This is a genomic window from Peribacillus simplex NBRC 15720 = DSM 1321 (genome assembly GCF_002243645.1).
GTDB lineage: Bacteria > Bacillota > Bacilli > Bacillales > DSM-1321 > Peribacillus > Peribacillus simplex.
This window is the reverse complement of sequence record NZ_CP017704.1, coordinates 5,215,712-5,239,060: the sequence shown is the minus strand read 5'-3', so window position 1 is coordinate 5,239,060 and position 23,349 is coordinate 5,215,712. Positions and strand designations below refer to the sequence as shown.

18 protein-coding genes are annotated in these 23,349 nt (G+C 39.3%); 2 read left to right on the top strand and 16 right to left on the bottom strand.

Features of this window, described 5'->3' with window-relative positions:
- Positions 1–160: 160 nt before the first annotated feature.
- The 8 genes from BS1321_RS25285 to BS1321_RS25250 all read right to left on the bottom strand — a co-directional run bounded on the left by BS1321_RS25285 (position 161) and on the right by BS1321_RS25250 (position 10,281).
- Complete coding sequence (locus BS1321_RS25285) at positions 161–1,159, bottom strand: NAD(P)H-dependent flavin oxidoreductase (protein ID WP_063235017.1); 999 nt, start codon at positions 1,157–1,159, stop codon at positions 161–163.
- A gap of 171 nt (positions 1,160–1,330) precedes the next feature.
- Positions 1,331–2,074 carry a Cof-type HAD-IIB family hydrolase gene (locus BS1321_RS25280; protein ID WP_063235018.1) on the bottom strand — a complete coding sequence of 248 codons (744 nt, stop codon included), beginning with the start codon at positions 2,072–2,074 and terminating at the stop codon, positions 1,331–1,333.
- Between the two features lie 176 nt (positions 2,075–2,250).
- Positions 2,251–3,246 (bottom strand): cation diffusion facilitator family transporter, encoded by a 996-nt coding sequence (locus BS1321_RS25275; protein ID WP_063235019.1) that lies wholly within the window; start codon positions 3,244–3,246, stop codon positions 2,251–2,253.
- A 271-nt stretch (positions 3,247–3,517) separates the two neighbouring features.
- On the bottom strand, positions 3,518–4,276 hold the full coding sequence (locus BS1321_RS25270; RefSeq protein ID WP_063235020.1) for a hypothetical protein: 759 nt from the start codon (positions 4,274–4,276) through the stop codon (positions 3,518–3,520).
- A 429-nt stretch (positions 4,277–4,705) separates the two neighbouring features.
- On the bottom strand, positions 4,706–4,813 hold the full coding sequence (locus BS1321_RS28640) for a hypothetical protein (RefSeq protein ID WP_419555872.1): 108 nt from the start codon (positions 4,811–4,813) through the stop codon (positions 4,706–4,708).
- Positions 4,814–4,852: 39 nt separating this feature from the next.
- Positions 4,853–6,271 (bottom strand): amino acid permease, encoded by a 1,419-nt coding sequence (locus tag BS1321_RS25260; RefSeq protein ID WP_144477085.1) that lies wholly within the window; start codon positions 6,269–6,271, stop codon positions 4,853–4,855.
- A 794-nt stretch (positions 6,272–7,065) separates the two neighbouring features.
- The gene (locus BS1321_RS25255; RefSeq protein ID WP_063235023.1) at positions 7,066–8,196 is read right to left on the bottom strand and encodes a histidine kinase N-terminal domain-containing protein; all 1,131 of its coding nucleotides are present in this window, start codon (positions 8,194–8,196) and stop codon (positions 7,066–7,068) included.
- 252 nt (positions 8,197–8,448) lie between these two features.
- On the bottom strand, positions 8,449–10,281 hold the full coding sequence (locus BS1321_RS25250) for a sigma-54-dependent Fis family transcriptional regulator (RefSeq protein WP_063235024.1): 1,833 nt from the start codon (positions 10,279–10,281) through the stop codon (positions 8,449–8,451).
- 537 nt (positions 10,282–10,818) lie between these two features.
- Between BS1321_RS25250 and BS1321_RS25245 the strand changes: the two genes are divergently transcribed.
- Entirely contained in the window at positions 10,819–12,300 is a 1,482-nt protein-coding gene (locus BS1321_RS25245; RefSeq protein ID WP_063235025.1) for an aldehyde dehydrogenase family protein, read from the top strand.
- 199 nt (positions 12,301–12,499) lie between these two features.
- Here the strand turns inward: BS1321_RS25245 and BS1321_RS25240 are convergent, their stop codons facing one another.
- The 4 genes from BS1321_RS25240 to BS1321_RS25225 form a co-directional block, all read right to left on the bottom strand.
- On the bottom strand, positions 12,500–13,204 hold the full coding sequence (locus BS1321_RS25240; RefSeq protein ID WP_063235078.1) for a TerC family protein: 705 nt from the start codon (positions 13,202–13,204) through the stop codon (positions 12,500–12,502).
- Positions 13,205–13,493: 289 nt separating this feature from the next.
- Positions 13,494–15,014, bottom strand: a complete 1,521-nt coding sequence (locus BS1321_RS25235; RefSeq protein ID WP_063235026.1) for a tagaturonate reductase — start codon at positions 15,012–15,014, stop codon at positions 13,494–13,496.
- Positions 15,015–15,102: 88 nt separating this feature from the next.
- Positions 15,103–16,116: a zinc-binding alcohol dehydrogenase family protein gene (locus BS1321_RS25230; RefSeq protein ID WP_063235027.1), complete on the bottom strand. Its 1,014-nt coding sequence runs from the start codon at positions 16,114–16,116 to the stop codon at positions 15,103–15,105.
- A 44-nt stretch (positions 16,117–16,160) separates the two neighbouring features.
- On the bottom strand, positions 16,161–17,666 hold the full coding sequence (locus BS1321_RS25225) for a UxaA family hydrolase (protein ID WP_063235028.1): 1,506 nt from the start codon (positions 17,664–17,666) through the stop codon (positions 16,161–16,163).
- A 198-nt stretch (positions 17,667–17,864) separates the two neighbouring features.
- Here BS1321_RS25225 and BS1321_RS25220 point away from each other — a divergent pair, with 198 nt between their 5' ends.
- On the top strand, positions 17,865–18,734 hold the full coding sequence (locus BS1321_RS25220; RefSeq protein ID WP_063235029.1) for an AraC family transcriptional regulator: 870 nt from the start codon (positions 17,865–17,867) through the stop codon (positions 18,732–18,734).
- Between the two features lie 96 nt (positions 18,735–18,830).
- Here the strand turns inward: BS1321_RS25220 and BS1321_RS25215 are convergent, their stop codons facing one another.
- The 4 genes from BS1321_RS25215 to uxuA all read right to left on the bottom strand — a co-directional run bounded on the left by BS1321_RS25215 (position 18,831) and on the right by uxuA (position 23,349).
- Positions 18,831–20,072, bottom strand: coding sequence for an MFS transporter (locus tag BS1321_RS25215; protein ID WP_063235030.1), 1,242 nt, complete (start codon positions 20,070–20,072; stop codon positions 18,831–18,833).
- Between the two features lie 157 nt (positions 20,073–20,229).
- Positions 20,230–21,231 carry a LacI family DNA-binding transcriptional regulator gene (locus tag BS1321_RS25210; RefSeq protein ID WP_063235031.1) on the bottom strand — a complete coding sequence of 334 codons (1,002 nt, stop codon included), beginning with the start codon at positions 21,229–21,231 and terminating at the stop codon, positions 20,230–20,232.
- A 208-nt stretch (positions 21,232–21,439) separates the two neighbouring features.
- Positions 21,440–22,276 (bottom strand): SDR family oxidoreductase, encoded by an 837-nt coding sequence (locus tag BS1321_RS25205; RefSeq protein ID WP_063235032.1) that lies wholly within the window; start codon positions 22,274–22,276, stop codon positions 21,440–21,442.
- A complete protein-coding gene (gene uxuA, locus BS1321_RS25200) occupies positions 22,273–23,349 on the bottom strand; it encodes a mannonate dehydratase (protein ID WP_063235033.1) in 1,077 nt (358 codons plus the stop codon). The genes BS1321_RS25205 and uxuA overlap by 4 nt, the downstream gene beginning before the upstream one ends.

The following is a 23,349-nucleotide window of genomic DNA, read 5'->3' as shown; positions in this document are numbered from 1 at the left end:
ATTTTTTCTCTGTCTTACATCCTATATTTACAATTTTTCTCTTTATAACCTAATTGGATTGCCTTTTTAGCTGAATATATTGCATGGAAAAAAAGGGTATCCATAATGGATACCCTTTTTAATTAGCTATATTCCCATAATTAAATGAAGCGCTTTCATATCATTTTGATATAATGCCTTTTAATTTTTCCGCCTGCCCGGTCAATTTCTTTAAGGACTCCTGATACTCTTTTTCTAACTGTTTAATGATTCCGGCAGCGGTATCTATTTTTTTAATCGACCCTACACCATGACCCGCTGACCAAATATCACGCCACGCTTTAGAATCAGTTGATTTGGACATGCTGTCAAAATCGACTTTTTCTTTTTTAGCTAATTGTTCTGGGTCCATGCCTTCCTTTCTGATGCTCGGTTTAAGCATATTACAATTAACGCCTGAAAATGCATCAGTCAAGATGATGTCATCATGATTTGAATCGACAAGCATTTCACGATATTCATCATTTGCCCTGCTCTCTTTTGCCACGATAAAACGAGTACCCATATATGCAAGATCAGCTCCTGCAGCCTGAGCGGCCAAGATACTGTGACCAGTACTGATGGATCCGGCAAGCAAAATGATTCCGTCCCAGAATGTCCTTACGCTGTCCACGAAAGCAAAGCTATTTATCTCACCCGCATGACCACCGGCTCCCGCAGCAACCAAGATCAATCCGTCCACACCTGACTCCGCAGCTTTTTTTGCAAAATCCACAGAGCTGACATCAGAAAAGACCAAGCCGCCATAGCTATGTACGACATCCACCACATGTTTTGGTGAACCTAAAGATGTAATGACGATGGGAGGCTGATGCTTTTTGACCAATTCCAACTCTTCTTCAAGACGGCTATATGTACGGTGGACAACCATATTCATTGCCCATGGAGCAATCTTTGAGCTTGGTTCTTTAGCCTTTGCTGCAATCAATGTGTCGTTTATGTCACTCATCCATTCATCCAATACCTCTATCGGCCGCGCATTCGGCGCTGGAAAAGAACCGATCACCCCATTCAAACAGCATTCTTTCACTAACTCAGGACCGGATATTAAAAACATAGGTGCTGAGATAACTGGTAAAGATAATTGATTCCACCACTGTTCAGGCAAACTTCTTGTCATCTTGAAACCTCCCATTTTTAATATATTACCAAAATATAACACTACTAGATTATCATACTTCTAAAATACACAATTTTCAAGAAATTAATTCAACAGCAGAATCTCTTTGTCATGCAGCGCCATTTCAATGAAAAAACTGTATATGGAATACGTCCCATATACAGTGTCGATTCAATTTGAAAGCGCCCATTTACGAATGGCCTTAGCCACACCATCTTCTTCGTTTGTTGCTGTAACCCAATCTGCTTTTTCTTTCACAATTTCTTGGGCGTTTCCCATTGCCACACCCACTTTTGCATCAGAAATCATTGCAAGGTCGTTAAGGCTGTCACCTACTGCCATAACATTATCCATAGTAATATCGAGCAATGAACATACAAGCTTTATCGCTTTCGCTTTATTGACGCCCATGGCATTCACTTCAATATTAGTTGGGCTTGAATTGCTTATTTCAAACTTTCCTTTTGATACCAGTTCATCCATGAGGATTTGGCGGACGTCATCATCATTTGTATCAAATCCAAATTTAAGCCATTGCGAATCATGGATTTTTTCAGGCATTTCAGCCCTGTAAATATTATCGCAACTAATTGCCCAAAAATGTGTACCATGTTTTTGGCTTAATTCCCACATCCATTGTATCGACTCACTATCGACGATTTTCCTTTCCACCAGTTTTCCTTGATTATCGTATATTTCGCTTCCGTTTACCGTAATGAGGTATGATTGGAGTTCCATTGACTTTGCAAAATCACTGCATGTCGCAAAGGATCTTCCTGTGCTCAATACAACAAAAATCCCTTGATCTTCGGCTTCTTTTATCGTTCTCCGATTTTCTTCAGATATCTCTCCAGCCTTATTGAGCAGAGTGCCATCCATATCAAGTGCAACTAGCTTAATATCTTGTTTCTCCATTCTTATTCACCCTTCCATAATCCTTCTTTATGTAACTAAGTCCATGATAGCTTATAATGCATACGGAAGGAAAGTACGTGAAGAATTGAACAGGCATTTTCATTAGTTTCATGCTTTTTATAATCAACCAGATATCCTTATCCGGACACTTTGTATTCCGCCATTCTAAACATCTTCTACTCCCTGTCTTTTTTCATTTCATTCAATTCTTTTTTTATCTGACCTTCCCATTTTGGAACACCATCATTTTCATCAAATTCAATAATGACATCCGTTACTCCTCTTTCCTTGAATATCTCATTAAACAGCCGATCTTTAATGTCATCCGCCTGGGCGATTGAAATATGGGGATCAAGTTCAACTTCAAGTTCAACATGAAAGTCTTCCCCTTCTTTTATAACGGCCAGTTTCTGTATATCCCTAACGTCTGGATCATCCATGACCATAGTTCCAATTTTTTGTCGCATTTCAATATCGGCTTCCCCAAGAGCACCTGCAGCATTATCAAGAAAAACCCTTCCAACCACATAGAACATACCGAGACCGATCATGACGGAAGCGACTCCTTCCGCTTGGATGAAGGGCGTGAAGTTTGCTAATAAAATGGCAATTATCGCAAGTACCCCACCACCGGTTGCTACCATATCTTCCATGAATACTAATTTCGTCGCTGGTTTTGCTCTTTTTAAACCAGAGAAGCTCTTAAATATGACGGCTGCTCCTTTAGCTTCGATTCCAGTCTCATGCACCACTTCTTTCATCGCTTTAAATAATACATATGATTCCAACACAACCGCTAACGAAAGGACGGACAAGTTAATAAGGATGCCAGTTGATTCTGCAGGGTGCAAAATATGATGGAACCCTTCTTTAATCGTTTCATAAGACATGATTCCGACAACCAATACTGCCCCTAATAATACGAGGTTAACCAAACGTCCAAAACCATCAGGGAATCGATCAGTTGGTGACTTTTTACTTAGTGCGGAACCAATGAAGACGAAAAACTGATTCGCAGCATCGCCCAAAGTATGTAAAGTTTCAGCAAACATAGCGACATTCCCTGTCATGAAATAAGCAATCCCCTTTAGCACAGCGATGATACTATTCACACAGGCAGCAATGAACGCCGATTTATTACCTTGTTTTAATAACCGAAATAATTCTTTCATATAAAAACCCCCCCTAATCTTTTTATAAATCCATTATCATAATGTATTATCCCCAACACTGGAATATATGAAACCACAAAAGCGAAACCCTTAACTATACGATTGGAGAATGGTTATATGTTGTATCTCCCACAAACGAATATATTTCAGGAATGGACTCATCTATTCTAATAAGTTCACAATGGGCATTCATTTCTTTAGAAAACTGATTAATGCAACAAAAAAAGGGAGTAAGCGGTGGCTTACTCCCTTTCATTCAAGAACTTTGCTTTTAAGCTTCCATCCCCTTTTTCACTAACTTAGATGGATTATTTACTTTATACCGTATTTCTTTATTGTATTTTTTGTCGACCACTTTTCCATCAAATTCGATTGCGTCCCCTTCTTCAAGCTCAGCTTTTTTTAATGTCTTGCTATAACCACACCAAGCATCGCCGATTGTCAATTCAGGTTCCGTTGTCACTTTGACATTCTCCAAGAGTATGACTTCATCTTCTTCACCAGTGAAATGGTTCATTTTCGCCGTGAATTCCTTGACGGTTGCAGTGAAATGCACTTTTTCCCCTGGTAAGTCTAACTTAGGTTTTGCTGTCGTCTTTTTAGTTTTGGTTTTTGCTTTTTTTGGTTCTTCACTTATCTGATCAGAGTTTTCCGTAATTGGTGCTTCCATTACCTGTTCAGTTTCACTTGGATCTGCAGATGTTTCGGAAACCGGTCCACTCAACAATTCTTTTCCGAAACTGGAGCTTTGCATTTCCTTTAAATAGGAAGGGTGAATGCAACTAAGCTTACCATTTTCAAATTCAACGACTACAGTGTCTAGACCATTTCCATACTGTTCGTAGCCTGCTAATTTGACTTTTGCTTGAAAACTGCCGCTTTTATATAATAGTTCTCTTTTTACCGAACGGGCAGTGAATAATTTCCATTCCAATCCTTTAGCGATATAGTCCGTATCATCTAAAAAAGAGATATACTCTCCTTTTGGTGCAATATAATGAATCAAATCTTCAGCTGGAGTTTCAGCCACAGTCACCACTCCTAATCTTTTCTATAGATTATATTCTAGCAAAGGATTTCAAAGTTGCAAATGAATGAGCATCATAATGGGGTTGATAGCAGTCACAATTACGAACACGCTTAATTCCCCCCCATTAAATGTATTTGATCATTTATGGAACCAGAAAAAAAGCTGCCCATTAAGAGCAGCTCAGACTGTAGACAAACTAGATAAAAATTAAGTTCGTCTATGTTTTTTTGAGGGTTTGTAAAAACTTGAACGTTGATTGGAACGTAGGGTACTCGCATTCCGCGGGCGTTCCGCCCTCGGCGCTCTTTGCGCCTGTGGGGTCTCCCTTGGACGCGCTTTTCCCGCAGGAGTCTCCCCATCTTCAAAAAAGGACTTTTGGAATTCATATGCTGGCTGGATTTTGCGTTAAAGAAGGTTTGATCGATCTCTTCATTTTCTCTTCTGGTCAATACAGCCGTAGCCCTTGTTCTGTTTACCATAATATCCTTTTGCTAGAAAACGGTTGTTTGAAGAGTAGCATTTTATTAGAATAGTCAATCTTTTCTTTCTATAATTACACAAAATCGACTACATCCGTTACCCTTCCTTAACGTGAATATTTTTTAGTGTTGCTTCTTGTTCAGGAGTTATTACCTTTTTCTTATGATAAAACAGAAAGTATGACCCAATTACTAGAATCGTGAGAAGGGTTGTAAGAAAGAATTGCAATCTCATGGAATCAATAAACGCCTGAGCAACGAATATAATAAATAATACGGCAATAGTCGCGTAGGTTAAATAAGGGAATAGCCACATTTTCACTTTGAGTGTCCCGGGATTTTCTTTTTCCGTCTTTTTCCGTAAATATAGATGGGAAAAGGCGATAAAGATATACATGATCATAGTGACTCCTCCAGAGCTGTTTGCGAGAAAAGCAAACAATTTATCAGGAGAAACAAATTTAAATGTCGTGCACACATAAGAAAAGAAAACACTTGCCGTTAACGCCCAAATCGGGATTCCCCTCTTATTCACACGAGAAAGGATTTTCGGTGCATCACCTTTTTTTGATAAAGAATATAACATACGGGAGCTTGTATATAGCCCTGAATTCAAAACAGAAAGCAATGAAGTGAAGATTACGATATTCATGATTTGACCCGCTGCCGGTAGGCCTGCCATATCAAATACGCTGGCATAGGGGGTTTTTAGTAAATCTTCAGCCCCCTGGGGGATTACGAGAACCAACACGGTCACTGAACCAACAAAGAAAAGAAGGAGACGCCATACAACACTGTTTATGGCTCTAATAATATTTTTTTCAGGGTTTTCAGACTCTCCTGCAGCAATTGCAGCTACCTCACTTCCCGATAAAGAGAAAGTAATGAATATCACACTAAGAAGGACAGGCAGAAAACCTTTTGGTAAAAATCCTCCATCCCCAGTAATGTTTGAAAGGCCTGGTGAATCAAAACCCGGAACAAATCCAAAAATCATGGCGGCACCCAGGAAGAGGAATATTACAATGGCAGCCACTTTCATGAAAGCTAGCCAGTATTCAAATTCCCCATAAGCTTTGACTGAATAGATATTAGTAATCGTCATTAATATAGGGAAAGATAGACTAGCAGCCCACATAGGTATACCAGGAAACCAATCATGAATCATAGTACCCAATAATGTAGTTTCAATAGCAATGATGATAACCCAGTTGAACCAGTATAACCAGCCGATCGTGTATCCGGCCCAGGGACCAAATGCTTGATGTGCATATGTTGAAAAGGATCCGCTATCAGGATTTACTACAGCCATTTCACCCAGCATGCGCATTATAAGCACGATCATCAATCCTGCGATTATATACGATAAAATAGCACCAGGTCCTGCTGAATTTATTATTGTTCCGCTTCCGATAAATAGTCCTGCCCCAATTACCCCGCCAATAGAAATCATTGTGACATGCCTGGTCTTGAGACCATGTTTCAATTCATTTGTTTGAAGTGCCACTATTGTCACCATCCTTTAAAACTGTCTATTTACCGTTTGTAAGCAGTAAACCACTGCTCATGGGTACCCTAGTAGAAATCTTTCATTCAAAAAAATGTTACAGTCTTATCCCGTTTCATCATTAGTTTTAATGATGCCAAATTCACAATCGATATATGTATATTGCACAGCATATACTCTATTAACTGTATCCGCTTTCTTTTTATAATCCTTCTTTACTACCATCAGCCCCTCAACGAAATACACGGAAAGTACAATGTTCTGGTTGATTTTGCACTTTTTGCTTTTTGTTGAGTGAAGTCCTTTTATGTAAAAATATAGTTACCCAGCTCTATTATTCCTTCCTCACTCTTCTTTTTTTATAAAAGCACCCTCTCTCACTAAAAATTTTATACATATATTATAAAAAGCAATATCCATGCCAAAAAAAGGATAGTTATTTTAGTAGTGTTTAACGCTTTTATGAATTTAAAACGATTCGATATTGAATCAAAAATTCAATTTTCGATTCAAATATTAATTATCCACCCTTTTCGATTCACAATCGAATCAAAAATGACAATTTAATTGTTTTCTTTTAAAATTTCGACAAACATATATACTGAAAAATAACAGGGATAAAAAAGAAGATGCTAAAATCCAAATTGATTTCTTGGCATCTTCCAAATAGATATATTTTCACTGAGAATGATTTTATGTAAATTACCGGCAGACCCGGAATGCCCTTCTGCTATTAATCAAAGAACTATGTACAAGCGTCGAAAAATATCGATATGTATGATATGTATTAACCCATTATAAATTCAGTTCTGAACTTTTGGGAAATGGATGCTGAATGTAGTTAAATTTTCATTGGAGACACAATTCATATATCCATCATTACTTTCAATAATCTTTTTACATACGTATAATCCAATTCCCGTTCCTAGCTCCTTCGTTGTGACAAAAGGCTCAAAAATAGATTCTATCAATTCACTGGCAATGGCCGGTCCATTATTTGAAATTCGGATTATTCTTTCATTCGCCTCAATTATAGAGTTTATCCTCAAAATTCTAGGATGTTCCTTATCCTTTAAGGCATCAATGGAATTTATAAAAAGATTCAAGAACACCTGTTTTAACCCATCCTTGCTCGCTGTCATGACAAAGTTTGGATAAATATTTATTTCCACATTAACGCTGGCATCCACTATATTTGCATATGTCAGTTCTTGTATTTCTTCAATTAACTTTAACACGGAAATTTCCTCTCTTTGTTCCTCATTAAAATCAGATTTAGAGGTATGGAGGAATTGGGTTATCCTGAAATTCAGCTGATTTAACTCATAATCAATGATATCCAAATATTTCAAGCTCGGGTTCTCCCTCTTCAGTAATTTATTGAACCCCATGATAGCTGTAAGAGGGTTTCGGAACTCATGTACAAAACTTGATGATATCTGACCTAGTACCGCTAATTTATCTTTGTGGTTTTCACTAATATAAGACTTTTTTTCCTCAATCACTTCATTTGTAAGATTCGTATATCTTGTTACTGCATGGTAGCTGAACGTATCAAAGTGCAAGTTGATGTCATTAATGAATTTCTTCATATAATTAATTGGGATATTGGCCCCAAAAACATTTCTGATTATGATATTTCTCCCCAAATTGATATTATATAGAAAATCCCCAATGTTGATATTTGCTTCAAGACGTTCTTTTGCAACCTGGTAAGCCAATTTTATCAGCACATCATCAGACAATATTTCCTTGAACGTTTGGATGACCAGTGAGTACATCCCATAACCATTTTCTTTAATCTTTTCTTTGTAGGGGTCTATTTCATTGATCTTAATAGTCTCATTCCATTCATTTAAAAACGCAGATTCATTTTCTTCCAAATATTGAATCAATACATGTTTATACTTCGTATGTTCAGATGACAACTTCATACTATTGACCACACATCCCTTGCGGAATTTTAGATACTATATCAATAACATCATTCTATATGAGATTTTGATTTCCTGCACTTCATTATTTATTGTTTTTCAAGGTGAAATGTAGCTTATAAAGAGATAAGGTATGCTGGTCCGCATATAGTTACTTGCGATAACAAAGATTCGACCAAATCAGGCCGAAAATTCGATATTGTCATAAAAAGGAAACGCATCATTCGTGTTTTTTTATATACGATGAAACTCTTACTTTTGATAGTTGATTCCATATTTTTTCATTTTTCTATAAAGCGTATTTCGGCCGATGTCGAGTTGTTTCGCGGCGTTACTGATATTTCCATTTGTTCGTTCCAATGCATTTCTGATAAGTTGGGTTTCTTGTTCTTGAAAGTTTCTTGGTTCTCGATCGGCATTTGCCTCTTCCTCATGTGTAACGGAAGAAACAGGACAAAGTGCCACAAGCAAGTCCCTTCTAATCGGGCCATTATCAGCTAGGAATGCAGCCTGACCGAGCACGTTTTGTAATTCGCGGAAATTTCCTGGCCACGAATATTCCAAAATGAATGTTTTAGCTTCGTCAGTTAGTTCGGTATGTTCACTCTTATAAGGTAAATCCGCTAAAATGCATTCTGCTAACAGCAATAAATCTTTACGACTCCTTAGATTTGGAAGTTTTAAAGATAATCCACAAAGACGGAAAAATAGATCTGCACGGAATTCTCCAGCTTCAATTTCTTTTTGTAAGTCTTTGTTGGTGGCGGCAATGACCCTTACATCGATGGGAATGGAAGCATGTCCGCCGACACGCGTCACACATCGTTCCTGAAGCACACGGAGCAGTGTCGCTTGAGCTTGAAGCGGCATATCCCCGATTTCATCCAAAAACAGGGTTCCGCCATCTGCCGCTTCGAACTTCCCCTTATGCCCGCCGCTTTTTGCGCCAGTAAAGGCACCCTTTTCATACCCAAATAACTCACTTTCCAATAAGTTTTCGGGAATTGCGCTGCAATTGATGGCGATGAATGGCTTATCACTTCTTAAGCTAACCCCATGAATGGATTGAGCGAACAGTTCTTTTCCCGTTCCGCTTTCTCCAGTGATTAGCAGGCTGATATCAAGTGCTGCAGCTCTTTTAGCAATGGATATGGTTTGATTCATTTGCGGATCATTACTTATTATATCAGTAAATTGATAACGATTAGTTGTTAAACCATCAATCAATTTTTGTTTTTTTAACCGCACGATCACGGAGGATTGATGTTCTATATTATTGCCGAGGGTTTGAACCAAGAACTCCTGGTCTTTAATTGAAACCTTCTGTTCTAAAACAAGTGGTTCTGTTCCTGATATTATATTCGATACCGGTTTTCTCAATGTGCCTATAACATGCGACGCCGCTAAATTGAGATCTGTAACTTTCCCCTCTTTATCAAGGGTAATTAACGGATCAGGGTATGAATCATAAATAAAATAAAGGTTTTTCTCCCTTTTTTGAGTATGGGACAATAATAGTGCTTGTTTGATGCTATCAGCCACCCTCTGAACTAAACTAATGGAAAAAGGATGATAATTCTGTTGATGACTGCTTAAGTTCAAAACACCAAGCAGCTGCCCATCGGGGTGATAAATGGGCGATGCGGCACAAGTAAGGAAATGGTTATCCTGATGAAAGTGTTGACTGCCATGAATCAATACTGGGTTTTTTTCTACTATGGCAGTTCCTATTGCATTTGTTCCTTTTGATTCCTCTAGCCAATTTGCCCCTTTTCTCAGGGAAACATTATCTGCATGGCGAATGAAAGCTGGATCTCCAACTGTTTCGATGATATATCCTTCAGGAGCAGCAAGTAATAATATGGACTCCAAACCATTAATCGAGCGATAAACTTCTTCTAAAATGGGGGAAGAATGGTACAGGAGTTCTGCATATCGTTCGTGGTATTCGGCCAACTCAAATGCACCAAGCATATCTTCCTTATCCATCCTGCTTGGCTGAAGCCCCTTCGAAATGCACCGCTGCCATGATTCTTGAATAAATGCCGGTATGGTTCCTTTATCCGCGCTAATATTAACAGACATTGAATAATCCTCCCGTATGTATAATCCAGTAAAATGGCCACTGTTTTTTATTCAATTTCATTAATGAAATTCTATGCATTTTAATATTTCAGAGTATTTAGGATTCGTTCATTCAATTTAATTATAACAGAAAATTCAGATATTCACCAAAGTGAAGACAGCCATCTGCGAACTACTTCACTTTTTTGTTCCATATTGGAACACCTGCTTGTTCCAATATGGAACACCTGCTTGTTCCAATATGGAACAGAACGGCACCTTCCCATATCCCTCTACCATCTTCTTTAACTGGTTTCATTGGTTTTTTGTTATTGGCATAAGTCTTGCATAATTACATGTCGAGAAATTGATTCCTTTTTGATAAGGGGGGAACGAAATCAAGTAATCCAGTTTTTAAAGATATTGAAACATGCTGCAAGCAGCTAAAGAGAAATGTATCGAAAACATAAGCTTATACCTGATCCTTTTACTTAGAGGAACGCCATTGCACAGATTTTATGATCGAACTTAAAATCCAAATGAAAAGGGGTATTATACATGGAACAAACTATTAAACTTAATTCACGAGTGCAAGAATTCTTGAAGGGCACTAAAAAGCTTTTGATTAATGGGGAATTGGTGGAAGCTGCTTCAGGAAAAACCTTTGAGACTCTTGATCCTTCAAACGGCAAGGTTTTAGCGGTTGTGTGTGAAGCAGGTCCGGAAGATGTAGATAAAGCAGTCAAAGCAGCCCGTAAGGCTTTCGACAACGGTCCTTGGAAAAAAATGAGTGCATCGGAACGCAGTCGCCTCATTTATAAATTAGCGGACCTCATGGAGGAACATAAAGAGGCTTTAGCACAATTGGATACCCTGGATAATGGCAAGCCAATTGGCGAAACGACTAATGCCGATGTCCCCCTTGCAATCGATCACTTCCGTTATTATGCTGGTTGGACTACTAAGATAGTAGGACAAACAATACCTGTTGCTGGGAATTACTTCAACTATACCCGTCATGAAGCAGTTGGAGTGGTTGGGCAAATCATCCCTTGGAATTTCCCTCTACTTATGGCCGCATGGAAATTAGGCGCAGCCCTGGCAACCGGATGTACGATTGTTTTAAAACCAGCGGAGCAAACGCCGCTTTCAGCATTATATTTAGGTCAATTGGCGCTTGAAGCTGGTTTTCCTCCTGGCGTTCTTAATGTCATACCTGGATTTGGGGAAACAGCAGGGTCACCGCTTGTAGACCATCCAGATGTCGATAAAATTGCCTTTACCGGTTCAACCTCAGTAGGTAAAATGATCATGCGCCAAGCCTCGGGAACTGTGAAAAAAATCTCGTTGGAATTAGGCGGAAAATCACCTAATATCATTTTACCGGATGCAGATATGAGTAAAGCCATTCCTGGTGCTTTAATGGGCATCATGTTTAATCAAGGACAAGTTTGCTGTGCCGGTTCCCGCCTGTACATTCAAAAGAAATCCTATGACAACGTGGTAGCTGACTTAGTGTCCCATGCAAAAAACATTAAACAAGGGGCCGGTCTTGATCCATCTACCCAGATAGGGCCGTTGGTATCCAGTGAACAATTGGAAAGAGTGGGCAGTTATATTGAAAAAGGAAAGTCTGAAGGAGCCGAAGTGGTTACCGGGGGCAATTACGGACAAGGAGAGGGTTATTTTGTAACACCTACAATATTTGCAGGCGTTGAAGATGAAATGACAATCGCTAAAGAAGAAATCTTCGGTCCAGTTGTAGCCGCCATGCCATTTGACGATTTGGATGATGTGATAAACCGTGCAAATAACTCTGAATATGGATTGGCTGCTGGTTTATGGACACAGGATGTAAAAAAAGCCCATTATGTGGCTAATGAATTAAAGGCAGGTACAGTTTGGGTAAACTGTTATAACGCCTTCGATGCCGCTTCACCATTTGGCGGTTATAAACAAAGTGGAATCGGACGGGAAATGGGCAGTTATGCTTTGGATAATTATACGGAAGTCAAAAGTGTATGGATTAACTTAAACTAACGATAGGAGTGATCGCTCCATATAATCATTTTGGCTAAGATATCTTGATTAAAATGCATGTTATTGATTCCTTAAATATTTTGAAAAGGGTGTACCAAAGTCCGATCTTTGGACACCCTTTTCTGGTTTTGCAACTTATATCATTCGGGCTTAGACAAAAAAAGAGACCTTTCATTTTCGAAAGGTCTCTTTTTTTCCATTAGCCATTACGTTCGATTTGCATTTTCTCTCTGTTTGCTTTTGCTTTTTCTATATTTTTCTGTCTTGAAGTCCCGGCAACCAGGATTCCAATCACCACTATCGCTTCAAATCCATATTTAATGAAGGGATTTGCAAAATAGTCGTGCATGAAGGGTTCAGCTACAATCATTTTAGCAGCTGTCCAACCTAGTATTCCCGCACCAATTATTATGATGACTGGGAAACGTTCAATCAGTTTCAGGATCAAAGTACTTCCATACATCACTACTGGGATAGATACAAGTAAACCGATCACCACTAAAGTGAAGTTACCATGAGATGCACCTGCAACCGCTAGGACGTTATCCAATCCCATCAAAGCATCCGCAATAATGATAGTTTTTATGGCAGCCCACATAGAGTCTGCAGGCTTCAAATCATGTTCCTCTTCTTCGATAAGGAGCTTATAAGCAATCCATACAAGAAGTAATCCCCCGATTAAATGCAGTCCAGGCACCTCTAAGAGCCAAACAACCAGCAGCGTGGCAATGATCCTTATCACTATTGCCCCGACCGCTCCCCAGATTATCACCTTTTTTTGCTGATCTTTTGGAAGCTTTCTTGCAGCCAATCCAATAAGGATCGCATTATCACCGGCTAGAACCAAATCTATCATAATGATCGCTAAAAGTCCTGAAATGAATTCACCTGTTAAAAAATCCAACATATTTTCCTCCTTTATACAAAAATAAAGAGACCTCTGCCATATATGGCAAAGGTCTCGCTAAGCACTAAATGAATTAGGCCAATAAAGCCGGTGGAATTCCCACGTAATGACGACTTTATTTCAGGTTATCCCTGACGCTACTCCCCTTCACGGGAATAAAGAATATGTAATTCCTTTGATATCTTTCCATTAGGAAACTACCAAGTAATTATATCACTTATCCAGTATACCAAAAATACAAATAAAATAAAGAAAAAAATAAGAGATAGGAAGGATATTCATGAACTTAACTTTGCCCGAATCCTTTCAACGGATAATTTCCATCAATCATTCCTTCTAGATATTGGCATAATTCGTTTCCTAGGTTCGGGATACCGCTCAAATCCTTCCCCCATAGATATTGATTACTTATGGTAGCTTCTATCAATTGTCTAAGCGGGATTTCTCCCCTCTCATAACCAAGCCATTGTTCCTTGAAAAATTCAATAGTCTTTATATCATCTTTAACAACATAGACTTTACCCGCGAAGCTTTTACCAATATAACTCCCTTTTAGTTCATGAACCTTATAAAATCGGATCAGGCCCGAAAAACCTCGGACGATACAGTCGGGCAGCCTACCTTTCGCCATATGATATTCCTCTAATGTAGGCAGGAGACGAACCTTAAACTTCGAAATACTATTCAGCGAAATATCGGCCAGGAGGTGATGTACAAAAGGATTCTTAAATCGCTCAAGAACACTTTCCCCATATAGCATCATCTCATTTTGATCAAAAGGTAATGAAGGAATTATTTCCTTTTCGATGGCATTGCTCAGGAATCGGTTGAAATCAGGATGATCGATTACCTGTTTTACTTCTTCCAATCCAGATAAAATGCCTAAAGGAGCCATCAAGGTATGTGAACCATTAAGAATCCGTACCTTCCTCATTTGATAAGGCACTAAATCTTTAACCCAACGCACATTTAATCCGGATTGTTGTAAGGGAAGACGTTCATCAATAGAAGGGTCACCTTCAATAGCCCATAAATGATAGGGTTCTGCCGTATTTAGCAGAGTATCCGTATATCCCCATGATGCAAATAGTTTTTCCGCCTCATTAGCTGGGAATCCTGTAACGATACGGTCTACAAGCGAGTTTAAGAATAGATTGTCCCGGTCCACCCACTCCATGAAGGGCTTTGGTAAATCCCAATCCCTGCTATGCTTAAGAACACATTGCTTCAATGAATCACCATTTCTCTCTAAAAGCTCACATGGAAGCATGGTGAGTCCTTTTTCCGCATCTCCGTTGAAATGCAGATAACGATGATATAAAAAAGCAGTCAGTTTTCCTGGAAAAGATTCAATCGGGATTCCTTCTTCCAAAGGAATCGGCTGGTATTTGAGTCCTGCTTCAGTCGTGTTAGAAACTACAAATTCCAATGCAGGGTTTTCTGATAGTGCTAAAAATTCCATCCATTCTCCATATGGATCAATTACCTTCGAAAAAACGGAAATGATCTCTGTATGTTCCACTTTCTCCCCTTGGTGAAAACCACGTAACATTAATGTATACAATCCATCTTGCCGCTTTACTTCCTCTATTTTGCCTTTTCCGGAGGGGCGTGGCTGGGTAACTGCAATACTTCCCAGGAAATGGCCTTGTTTATTACATTCATAAATCATCCAATCAAAGAAGCCCCGAAGAAAATTCCCTTCCCCAATCTGCAATACTTTTATGGGAAAATCCATCATATGTGAATATTGGACAGCTTTTGTATCTTTACTCAGACCCTTCAGTTGGCTTTTATTAAAGTTCATGACCAAAGAACTCCTTTCTAACAGAAATATCCAATTTGAGTGTGATTTCAAGAGGTTACCCTTACGACAGCAAACCTAATGCTTATGCTTATATTTCGACAATGGCCTTGATCACTTTAGCTTCAGGAGTTAACCACCCTTCAAACTGATTGATCATTTCATCCAAATGTGTGCGGTGTGTAATATACTGACTCATATCCAACTTATCATTTTTCAGCGTATTCACGACATAATCAAAGTCTTCCCTTGTTGCATTACGGCTTCCCATTAATGTAAGCTCTTTACTGTGGAATTCAGGATCATTAAAGGAAATATCCGCTTTAACTAAACCTACATATATCAATCTTCCGCCGTGAGCAGGATATTTAAATGAATCCATCATTGATTTAGCATTACCTGTCGCATCAAATACCACGCTTGGCATATCTCCATTTGTCAATTCAGCTAATTTCGCCATTGGATTCTCCAAAACGTTCAAAGTATAATCGACATTTGCCCATTTGCCAGCAAACGCAAGGCGTTCATCATTTACATCCATTGCGATCACCTTCGCACCCTGTTCTTTAGCGAATGCCATGACTCCCAAGCCAATTGGACCAGCACCAATCACAAGTGCAAATTCCCCTTTTTGAATAGCAGCGCGCCTAACTGCGTGAGCCCCTATACTTAAAGGCTCTATCATTGCGGATTGGTCAAGTGTAAGACCCTCGGTTCTCACCAAATGATTATAAGGAACCGTCATCCACTCACTCATGCCGCCTTCAGCATGTACACCCAACACTTTCATATCCGTACAGCAGTTCGTTTTTCCACTTCTGCAAGCCAGGCATTTTCCACATTCCATATAGGGGATGATCGAGACTTGATCCCCGACATTCAGCCCCGATTCATTCTCCGGTATGGACTCAATATAACCGGAAAGTTCATGGCCAAGTATTCGAGGATAGCTAAAAAAGGGTTGATTACCACCATAAGCATGAATATCCGTTCCGCATATTCCTATGCGCCGCACACGAATCAAAGCTTCCCCTGAATTTGGAACTGGTTTTTCCGACTCGATCATCTTAAATTCAAAAGGTTGTTCACAAACAATACTTTTCACTGAATAACACTCCTTTTTAATAACTTAACAGATATGTACACCTGTTAGAGAATGACGCCTTCTTTAAAGATGCTTATCTCCCTATATCCGAATTTTTCATTATTCGTTTTCTTTTTACCTGATGAAAGTTCAAGAATGTATTGGAATAAATCGTCCTTTAATTCATCGATCTTTTGACCTTCAATCAACCGCCCGGCATTATAATCAATCCAGTGTTTTTTACGATTGGCTAAATCTGAATTCGTTGCTATTTTCACAGTTGGCACCGGTCCGCCAAAAGGTGTCCCCCTTCCCGTAGTGAATAGAACAATATGTGCTCCCGCTGCTGCCAAAGCCGTCACCGATATCAGGTCATTGCCGGGGGAATTGATCAAATTCAAACCATGCTTCACTACTCGTTCTCCATATGGGCTTACATCCACCACCGTGGCATGGCCGCCTTTTTGCGTGCATCCAAGTGATTTTTCCTCCAGCGTACTTATGCCGCCTTCCTTGTTTCCAGGTGAAGGGTTTTCATAAATTTCCTGATCATGGCGAATGAAATACTGTTTAAAATCATTAATTAGGCCAACGATTTTATTAAAGGTTTCTTCATCTCTTGCCCTGTTCATCAATATCGTTTCCGCTCCAAACATCTCAGGAACCTCTGTCAAAATCGTTGTCCCGCCATTTTCTACAATAAGGTCGGAAACAGCACCAACCAATGGATTAGCGGTAATGCCTGAAAAACCATCTGAACCCCCGCACTTCAAGCCTATTTTCAACTTTGAAACCGGTACAGGCATTCGTACGAATCCTTCCGCATATTCCACTAATTCTCCCATTAAACGTAAGCCGATCTCCAATTCATCATGAACCTCCTGGGCTTTTAAAAATTTAATCCGATTTGGAGGAAATTCGCCTATGACTTCTTTAAATGCTTCGATTTGATTGTTCTCACATCCTAATCCTACAACCAAAACCCCTGCTGCATTTGGATGTTGAACCAAGGCCGCCAATAGTTTCTGTGTATGGGTCAAATCATCACCCAATTGAGAGCAACCGTAGGGGTGGGAAAAGTGATGAACCCCATCAATTTTTCGACCTTTAAACTGCTCATTTCCCATTTTAGCGAGAACTTCACATGTTTTATTGATACAACCAACCGTGTTGATGATCCAGATTTCATTCCGGATACCCACTTCCCCATTTTCACGGATATACCCTTGGAAGGTATGATTTTGACTTTGCACTTTTGTATATTGACTGCTAGGTTGATAGGAATAATCCAATATACCATGCAAACCGGATGCTAGATTATGGGTGTGAACCCAATCGCCAATGGAGATATCTTCTTTAGCTTTTCCGATCGAGTAGCCAAATTTAATTACGTCCCTCCCTCGTTTTACCGGTTTCACTGACATCTTATGCCCTTTAGGAATGTCATCACTTGCCTTTATATGGATCATTCCCCTGTCTTCTGTTTGAATCTGGAGGCTCTGTCCTTTATGAATGCCCTCCAAGGAAATAACAACATCATCATTTGAATGCAATTGAACAAATCTATTCACTTTGTCCCCTCCTTATCATGAGTGAAGACGTTCAAAACCAAACGTCAATCCATTCAGAAAGCCCTTTCATTTTCCGCTTGAATTTTTTTAATTTTTATATCTATAATAATTTTAACATCAATTTTTGAAATATTAATTGCGTATTTTGCTATAAATATACTCATTCTTGTTGTAATATACATTCAGGAGCTGAACGAAATGAAAAAAATCCATAATGCATTAAATCATGATTTACTCTTCCCATTTTCTTTTGTCTATCAAGATACGAAAAGTCCTCAGAATGAATTGTCCGATCATATGCATGACTATTATGAAATTGTTTATGTTTATAACGGTAAAGGAACGTTTTTTATCGGAGATGTGTTTTATGATATGCAGCAAGGGGATGTATTCCTGATTCCGAATAATACCATTCATAGGGCATTACCCAATAAGGACGACCCTGTTACCTCCACCATTATTTTTTTCAGTCCCACATTGATATATAAAGATATGGTTGATGATTCTTTTTCTTATTTACATTTGTTTGACCTGACAAAAAAGAGTAAGAATTACAAAATATCATTGCCGCAAAAGGAACAGGTAAAGATGGAGGAACAGCTACAACTCATCCTGCAAGAAACAACTAGCCAATCAATGGGCTCAAGGCATGCTTGTTTGCTGATCGTTCATCAAATCATACTTGATTTATACCGTACCCGGAGAAATGGCAAAGAATATTTACCCGAGGGAAATAGCTATAGTTCAGAATGGATCAAAGATATTTTAATCTATATTAATGATCATATCGATGAAGCATTGAATTTGACGATACTTGCACAAAAAGCTTTGGTTAGTCCCGCTCATTTCAGCAGGGTTTTTAAGGAAACGACTGGAATTGGGTTAATCGTGTATCTAAACACGAAAAGGATCATCAAGGCAAAGGAACTTTTACTGGAAACGAATCACACCATTGCCAATATTGCCGAAATGTGTGGTTTTGAAAGCATGCCCCAATTTTATCGTACCTTTAAGAAATACAATGAAAAGACACCAGCTACATTTCGTAATGAAAATCGGATCCGCTAGGCATGCCTAATAAACATGAAAAGTTTTAATTCACAAAAAATGGAAGTGCCTCCCCTTGATATTTCCTTTGGGAGACACTTCCATTCTAACAATCTATTACGCAGGCTTTACTATCGGTCGTACAAAACGGATGACTGCAAGCGATGCAACGATGGCCAATCCACCTGCAAGCAAGAATGCAACTGTGTATGTGCCTGAGGTATCAACAATGTATCCTGTTAACGTCGGTCCGATGATTCCTGCGGTATTTGCCAAGAAATGCATAAAACCTCCAACAGATCCAACATTACCAGGGTCGACAACATCGTTGACGATTGCCCAGTAAATGGCACCAGTCAAATATAGGAAGAAGACGGAAAGTGCGACAAGTGTTACCGCACTGACCGTTGTGGATACAAGTCCGGCAAAACCGATACATACCGCCGATAAGAACAAACATGTTACTAGCACGAGCTTACGTGAGAATAAAACCCCTTTTTGAGCGAATTTTTTAAAGAAGAAATCCGACACGAATCCACCCAAAGCAAGTCCGATGAATCCAAAAATCCAAGGAATCACTGTAATGATACTCATATTTTCTACACTTAGGCCGCGTGCATCCACCAAATAGCTTGGGAACCAAGTTAAGAAAAAGAAGAGAATATAATTGTAAGAAAAAAAGGCTAGAGCTGTAAATAAAACCGTTTTTTGTTTTAAATAAAAGGTGAATTTCACCTTTCCTTCTGATGTTGCCGCTACATAAGATTTTCCCGTATGTTTCTGTTCTTTTGACTCTTCTGGTTTTTCTTTAACGAACTTCCACCAGCAAATCGCCCATATTAGACCAATTACCATTATGGCAATGAAAGAAACTCTCCATCCATATGAGATGGCAATAAATCCAACTATTGGACCTGCAATCGCGCCACCAAGCGGCGTCCCGCTATTCGTCAAACCAACGACAGATGCCCGCTGATTCGCTGGGAACCAGTTATTCACCATTTTATTGATGGTTGAAGAAAGAGGGCCTTCGCCCATCCCAAACAGTATGCGGATGACTATCATACTCGCAAAACCGACAGCCAGTACAAGTGCACCGCTGAATAAAGACCAAACGATCATCGCCACGAAAAGCGTAATCTTTGCACCCCATCTATCGGACGCCATTCCTCCAAGGAAGTTAAATATGGCATAACCAACTGAAAAGCTACTAAAAATAATTCCCATCTGTGTTGCTGTTAAAGATAAATCATCTTGGATGAACGGAGCTGCAATAGACAGTGCAGATCGGTCCAGATAATTTATTACCCCAGCCAAGAACAAGAAAACGATGACCATTCCTCTACCATTTGAAAACATAAAGTACCCCCCTATACGCTTCAATAAATGCAGCTGCATTTTTGGAAACGTTTCCATTTAATAACCAAGAGTAAAGCCTATATGACCTATTACTAAATCGGTTTAGAATTCCCGCAAAAAAGCGCTTTCTTTTTCACAGAAATTCTTACATCCGGTTCTAGCAAGAATTCCTTGAAAGCAAAGTCGGTTTCAAGCGATGCACGCTTGTATCCTCTTTACCTGTTTTATTGATTTGACTAAGCAGTAACTCTGCTGCCAAGTTGGCCATTTCAATGGCTGGCTGATTAACCGTTGTGATGGTCGGTGTATAGAAACTGGCATACGGTACATCATCGATTCCTATAACCGCTATGTCATCAGGTATGTTGATTTCGTGCTGTTTCATATAACGCAGTACTTCATTAAGTACGATATCATTTCCTGCCAATATGGCCTGAGGCGGCTTTTCCAATTCGAAAAATTCTGAAAGTGCAACAGGAATTTCATCTGCGTTCACTGTTTTAATATATTCAGAATTTAATGGTATCCCATGTGACGCCAGTGAATCCTTGTAACCTTGGATCCGTTCGATTCGTGGACTGATATCGCGTATTATTGAAGTGGTCATGATTGCAATGTTTTCAAAACCCTTTTCAATAAATCGGTCGATCGCTAACTTGGAAGCAAGGTGATTATCGAGCATGACTGTTGCAATATCCAATTCTTCGATCGTCCTATCCATGAAAACAATCGGGAATTGATCACTCTTCATTCGTTGATATAAATCAAGATTGTCACCTGTGGGGAAAATGATGATCCCATCCACTTGTTTAGCTCTCAGCATTTCAATATAATTCTTTTCCTTTTCAGGGTTGTCATCTGCATTACATACGATAATATGAAACCCTTGTTCATAAAAGTAGTTTTCTATCGCTCTAATAACTTGCGTTGAAAACGTGTGAAGGATGTTGGCAACCACCACCCCAACGGTAAATGTGGATTTTTGTTTTAAACTGCGCGCTATTATATTAGGCTGATAGTTTAATTCTTCTATAGTTTCTTCAATTTTTTTCCTGGTTTTTTCACTCATATACTCGTATCGCTTGTTCAGGTATTGGGAAACTGTGCTTTTTGATACTTTCGCGTGATTGGCGACATCAGTAATTGTAATGGTTTTCATTTCATTCATTCCTGTCGTGTGATTTCATTTCTCTGGCTAATTCCATAAAATAAAATGGCTTAGTATATAAGGAATATTCTATTATAATAAGTAAAGCTTTACAATCACCTTCTGATGCAGTAAAAAAGTCAATTTCCCATACCGTGTAACAAATTCAATCAACTAATATACAATAGGTCACTTGATTGCCTTTTTATTAGATCTGAATTCAGACGCCTGAGTATGCCATGAAACCCCCATCGACTGGTACCGTAATTCCTGTAACAAAACCCGAATAGGATTCATCAACGAGCCAAAGCAAGGTACCAAGTAAATCTTCAGGTTGCCCAAAACGCTTCATGGGTGTTGAAGTTATGATTTTATTTGACCTTGCCGTCAGGCTGCCGTCTTCATTAAGCAGAAGATCCCGATTTTGCTTCGTCAAAAAGAATCCTGGAGCAATGGCATTCACCCGTAAACCTTCTTCGGCAAAATGAACTGCCATCCACATGGTAAAATTATTTATCGAAGCTTTGGCAGCACTATATGCTGGTACTTTAGTCATTGGAGCGTATGCGCTCATGGAAGATATGTTTAGGATAACTGGTGCTTCCACTTGCAATAACTCTTTCCCAAAAACCTGGCTGGCCAAAAATGTACCGGTGAAATTACTGGCAAAAACCTGGGAGAAACCATTTTCATCTAAATCAAAAAAGGATTTTCCTTCTGCTTCTTCCCCATATTTCTCTGGAGCTGTAATGGCATCAGGATGATTGCCTCCAGCTCCATTTATTAATAGATCCACTCTTCCGAATGTTTCTATTATTTTTCCTCTTGCATTCTCCAATGAGGTTCTATCCAAAACGTCTGCCGCAATGGATATCGCAGTGCCCCCTGTTTGTTCAATGAGTTCGACCACTTCTTGCCCTTTTTCGGCCGTTCTGTTCAAAATAGCTATCTTGACACCATGACGGGCCAATTCCACAGCCATTTTGGAACATAAAACACCGCTTCCTCCAGTGATCACTGCCACCCTGTTTGATAAGTTTTCATGGATGGGAATCATGATTCAACACCTGATTTACCAGCTTCATATGCATCCCATAATCCGAGCAAATACATGATTCCCAGTGCTCTGTCATATAAACCATAACCTGGGCGGCAAACTTCACCCCATATATGGCGGCCATGATCCGGTCTGACATAACCAGTATAATTTTGCTTATTCAATTCTTCCACGACGCCCTGTATATTGATAGATCCATCCTGGGTATGATGGGATGTTTCCACAAAGTCACCATTTTCATAAATCTTCACATTCCTTATATGGGAGAAAGGCGAACGGTTTGCATACTTTTTAGCCACCTGGACCATATCATTTTCAGGGTTTGCCCCCATCGAGCCTGTACACATGGTGAACGCATTCGATGGTGAATCCGAAATCGAGATCAGTTTTTCATAGCTCGACTCTCCGGTGATGATTCTTGGCAAGCCAAAAATGGACCATGGCGGATCATCCGGGTGTATTGCCATTTTTATACCGCAAGCCTCGGCAACAGGTAATATTTCTTTTAGGAATATTTCCAGATTCGCCCATAGCTGCTCTTCGTCCACAGTTTTGTAAGCTTCAAATAATTCAGAGATTTGATCCATTTTTTCTGGTTCCCAACCTGGCAAAGTTAAATCAGAAGCTTCCGTTACAGTACGAATTAAATCTTGCGGATCTAACGTATCCACTTTCGCCTTTTCATAAAACAGGGCAGTTGAGCCATCTTCCAAAGGATGGAACATTTCCGTCCGAGTCCAATCAAAGATCGGCATGAAGTTATAACAAATGACTTTCACTCCAGCTTCCGAAAGATTCCTGATCGTCTCTTTGTATTTCTCTATATAGATCATGCGTTCTTCGTTACCCAATTTAATCGATTCATGGACATTTACACTTTCTACGACATCCGTGTGAAAACCAAATGATTGGATATACTCGATTTCTTCTTTAATTTCTTCCTTTTCCCATACCTCACCAACAGGTTTTTGGTGTAGTGCCCAGACAATCCCTTTCACTCCGGGAATCTGTTTAATGTGCTCCAATGTAACAGTATCATTGTCTTTCCCGTACCATCTAAATGTAATGTTCAT